This window comes from Zooshikella harenae (assembly GCF_018837975.1).
In the GTDB taxonomy this organism is placed as follows: Bacteria; Pseudomonadota; Gammaproteobacteria; order Pseudomonadales; family Zooshikellaceae; genus Zooshikella; species Zooshikella harenae.
In genome coordinates, this window is the sequence record NZ_JAGSOY010000147.1 from 1 (window position 1) to 4,080 (window position 4,080).

The 4,080-nt window shown below is 35.3% G+C and carries 5 protein-coding genes; 2 read left to right on the forward strand and 3 right to left on the reverse strand.

The genetic code is table 11. The features are described 5' to 3' along the window. Window positions 1-351 precede the first annotated feature (351 nt). Together KCG35_RS23820 and KCG35_RS23825 are read left to right on the forward strand one after the other, a co-directional pair. Window positions 352-1,017 carry an AAA family ATPase gene (locus KCG35_RS23820; protein ID WP_215822354.1) on the forward strand — a complete coding sequence of 222 codons (666 nt, stop codon included), beginning with the start codon at window positions 352-354 and terminating at the stop codon, window positions 1,015-1,017. Then, a complete protein-coding gene (locus KCG35_RS23825) occupies window positions 989-1,303 on the forward strand; it encodes a hypothetical protein (protein WP_215822355.1) in 315 nt (104 codons plus the stop codon). The genes KCG35_RS23820 and KCG35_RS23825 overlap by 29 nt, the downstream gene beginning before the upstream one ends. A 109-nt stretch (window positions 1,304-1,412) precedes the next feature. On the opposite strand, the gene KCG35_RS23830 is transcribed toward KCG35_RS23825, so the two are convergent. From KCG35_RS23830 to KCG35_RS23840, 3 genes are all read right to left on the reverse strand, one after another. Continuing rightward, window positions 1,413-1,679 carry a hypothetical protein gene (locus KCG35_RS23830; RefSeq protein ID WP_215822356.1) on the reverse strand — a complete coding sequence of 89 codons (267 nt, stop codon included), beginning with the start codon at window positions 1,677-1,679 and terminating at the stop codon, window positions 1,413-1,415. A 14-nt stretch (window positions 1,680-1,693) separates the two neighbouring features. Beyond that, entirely contained in the window at window positions 1,694-2,713 is a 1,020-nt protein-coding gene (locus KCG35_RS23835) for a replication initiation protein (RefSeq protein WP_215822357.1), read from the reverse strand. A gap of 970 nt (window positions 2,714-3,683) precedes the next feature. Continuing rightward, a partial coding sequence (locus KCG35_RS23840; RefSeq protein ID WP_215822358.1) for a hypothetical protein occupies window positions 3,684-4,080 on the reverse strand: 397 nt, incomplete at its 5' end.

Below are 4,080 nucleotides of genomic sequence, written 5' to 3' on the forward strand. Positions count from 1 at the left end.
TACTAGTGACACTAAGCACCTCCGCAAAAGTATGAAGTAATACTTATGAGGTAATAAGTATGAGTTACTAAATAATACTGGTTAAGTATTATGTCACAGGTGTGATATGTTATCTAATAAGTATGAATTCATAGTTATCCTTTAATACTTCATAAGTAATACTTATGAGTTAATATTTAATGCATGTGAACCATAATGTTAAGTATTACTTCATAAGTATGCTTTAATATTTCATAGATAATACATATGAAGTATTTGTTAACACTTAATATGTGATACTTGTTAACTAACAACAAATATTTCATACTTCATAAGTAACACTTCATAAATACATAATGTGTGGGGCTTATCATGATTACATTAGTTGCTAGCAACAAGGGAGGATCAGGCAAAACAACTGTCTCTTGCAATCTTGCTGTTGCTTTTGCTCGTTTAGGTTACGAAGTCTGTTTAGTTGATGCAGACAAGCAAGGTAGCGCAGCAAGGTGGTGTACTGAGAGAGAAGAGCAGGGGCATTCGCCCAAAATCATACTAACGCAAAAGTACGACAATTTAGCCCAAACCCTAAATAGTTTACGAGAGAAGTATGATCGAGTGGTTGTTGATGTTGCTGGTAGAAACAGCCGCGAGATGATTACTGCTGCAACTGTTGCAGATGTAATGATATGTCCTCACCAATGCAGCCAATTAGATTTAGATACACTTGGTGAGCTTCACGACCAAATAGTGAGGGTTCGTGACTTAAATTCTGAGTTAAGTGTTTATGTTTATCAATCCATGGCATCTACAAATCCAAGCGTAATGGATACAGAGCGCCAGGAGTTTGAAAGCTATGTTTCAGAATTTCCAGAATTTAAAGCTCTTACATCTGTTGGTCGATACCGTAAAGTTTATAGAGATGTAATGAGTGAGGGGTTGAGTGTGCTTGAGTCTAAGAATGAGCAAGCATCTAATGAAGTATTAAAACTATTTGGGGAGATTTACTCGCATGCCAATCAAGAAGCCATCACAGCGTAAACCTGTATCAGCTGTAGAAGCTGAAAGGCTTGCGGATGAGCTTGCTGATCGTCCTTATAGTGCAAATGTTAGTGTGTTGGAGCCTGAACCTCAAATAATAGAGGAACCAGTAACCACTGATATTAATGATGAACTTACAAGGACGACTATTAGCTTACCGTTGAGCTTGCTAAACAAGATTGAAGATTTAGCTAGAGATCGTAAGAGAGCGAAGAGTAAAAAAGGAAAAAATAACAGTGCAATTATAAGAGAGGCTGTTGAACTTTACTTTAAAAAAATAAGCTAAATCAATAAGTTAAAAGTATGAAGTATGATATACTATTTCTTACTTCATACTTAATAAGTATTACTTATATAAATTTTCACAAGAGCTTTAAGTTTGAATGTACGCTGTATTAGTTAATCACCCTCACAGTTTTTACGCCATTAACTTCTACAACAACTACACTTGTAGCCTTTACTGAATACAGGGTTTCATAATCTGCTTGGCTATCTATCTCGCCAAACTTTTTTTCAATTTTATTAGTTGCTTCTTGCATCCCGTGAACTATTCCAGCATTCAAACCAAACTCATATTTTGCTTTTTGCTGGCTAATTAAAAATGGGATAAAAATACTGCTACTGGCAACAATGCCAATTAAAAAACCTACAAAGACTTTCATTCCATCTCTCAATGTCAGAAACTCTCTCGCCTATCTACCCAAGAAATATCATTAATCTCATCCTCAAGTGAAGACGAACTATCATCTTTAGCATAATCCTCATTGATAGCTGACCATAGATATTTACCAGGGTTCTTAACATCACCAAGCTCAATCTGTACAACGGTATAGTTGAAGTTTCTTTCAATCCGCTTCCTATCAAACTTATTGAAAACAGTTACTACTAAACGGGCAGGAAGATACTCAGCAACTTTATCTTCCAAGGTTTTTTCCAGTTCAAGTGCTTGTTCATACTCATCAAACTCATCAACTGGCTCAGACACATTGTTCTTGAAGATTCTGAAGGCAATAGCAATAACTTTGCGCCCATGAGTTTTCGTTTTGTAGTTAAAGGTAAGGTCTGTTTTATCTGTTAGTTCTTCACGGACATGATCCAGTACACGCTTTTTAAAGTCATTAAATCGCTTATATTTTGAATCTTCTATTCCTAAGTAAGCTCTCAAGTTGGCTACCTTAATCTCACTATATACAACAGGCTCTTCCGATTTTTCTGGATAAAACTGCCGTAAAAGCTCATACATTCGAATAGCGTTAGTTGATCGTAGCGATGTGATTTGCTTTAACTGGTAGGTTGTGAAATGAGACTTTAGTTGTAGTAAGTATGGGCGTAACTTCTTTGATATAGAAAAACGTACAACCCCCTCTCGCGGCCTGTAATCAACGTCAGAGAACCATGTTGTATATAGCGCACCATCAGGCTCCTCTGGCCGTATAATTCGAATAGAACTCGTAGTGAGGTTAGTAGCAATATCTCTCATCCGGTTACGATAGAGGTTAGACTCATCTATACCAGTGAGATCACAAAGCTTTTTAATACTAAGTTCATAGTCTTTTAAGCTGTCGTCTTCTGGAGAAATTAAGCTTATGATAGCTAATACAATCTTCTGTTCTCGTACAGACAGACTAACCTTAGACTCAACAAGTTGTGCTTGAATGAGCTGATTAGCTTTAGTTACCCGATTTTGCTTCTTCATAGCCCCTCACATAAGCCAACGAAACAACACCAACATAATAACAGACAATTAACGCAACAACAATTTTTATTGCGTCAATGCGTTAATGGTAAGGATTTGTTAAAAACCTCATAAAAACATAACTTATTGTTTTTATTGTATATATTTTAATATTTAACTTTGTATGTAAAAAATAACTACTCTAAAAACTGTCAAAGTGTCTGCTTTTTACTGTTAAGTTGTTGGTGTTATTTATTTGTAACAAATACTCAACATGGTTATTTTTTAACCTATTAAAATTTTGACTAGAACTTCTACTGTTAAACTGTCTGCTATTACTGTTAAAGTGTCGCTATTTAACTAGCAACATATTCTTAACCTTTATCGTTCAAAATTTAAACAAATAATTTTCTATAACCTCATCCTCAACCTGTTAAAGTGTCGTTATTAGACTGTCAAATAGACTGCATTAAGCTGTCAAAATGTCGTCATTATAACTGTCAAAGTGTCGCCAAATCACTGTTAAGTTGTCGTCGATTATTTTCTGTAGGCCTTTATTTATAAGGCTTATAGGAAGGGGTAAAACAAGATTTAAAAACAAGTTATAAAAACAAGATAAAACACGACTTACAAACATAAATCGTAAGCTGTATGAATAGTATGTTTTTTAATCACTGTTTGAAGCGACTGTGGAGCCTCTAGAGCTGTAAATAGCCATTAACAATTCAAACTATACATACAACAAAAAATGCCCTCAAATGAAGCTGTAGGGGCTTAGAAGACAAGTTTTGTATGACCTTTTGCTATATACCTCAAATATCTTATAACCTGAAAATTTTCTTTGCTGATTTACCTTAAGCAGTGAGGTCAAGGGCTGAAAAAGCCTAGAGGCACATCTTTAAAGCTGCTTAATCTTGTAGATAAGAATACTTTATAGATAAGAATACTTTAGAGGTGTTGGTGTAAGGGGGAAAGCCCCCTTTTTTTCGAACTAATCAAACTGCTTGCTGTGCTTTGATAGATGCTGAAGCATACGCAATGCCAGGTCTTTGTTAAGCTTGTCGCCAAAATTCATTTTTACGCCATCCATAGGCTTGTCACCAGGCATAATTAAAATATTTGATTTTAATGCATTGCCATCAAAGCTTATAGAGACCTGCTTTTCTGCATGAGCTTTAAAAAATTTAAAGTTTTTCTTTTGGCCTTCATCTGTGAAGGCACAATAGAAAGCGTATTGGCCTTCTTCATTAATATAGAGAAATAGGCTTTCTATATCATCACGGCTAATTTCGTGTTTTTCACCCGTTTTAGCGATTTCATAAACCAAGGGTAAAGGCGTTTTTTCTGTCGCCCAGGTTAGAGCCGAAGATAAACAAAAGAATATCGCT

Coding starts and splice junctions, on each gene's coding strand:
- KCG35_RS23820 (WP_215822354.1), top strand. CDS start 352: ATGATTACATTAGTTGCTAGCAACAAGGGAGGATCAGGCAAAACAACT.
- KCG35_RS23830 (WP_215822356.1), bottom strand. CDS start 1,679: ATGAAAGTCTTTGTAGGTTTTTTAATTGGCATTGTTGCCAGTAGCAGT.
- KCG35_RS23825 (WP_215822355.1), top strand. CDS start 989: ATGCCAATCAAGAAGCCATCACAGCGTAAACCTGTATCAGCTGTAGAA.
- KCG35_RS23835 (WP_215822357.1), bottom strand. CDS start 2,713: ATGAAGAAGCAAAATCGGGTAACTAAAGCTAATCAGCTCATTCAAGCA.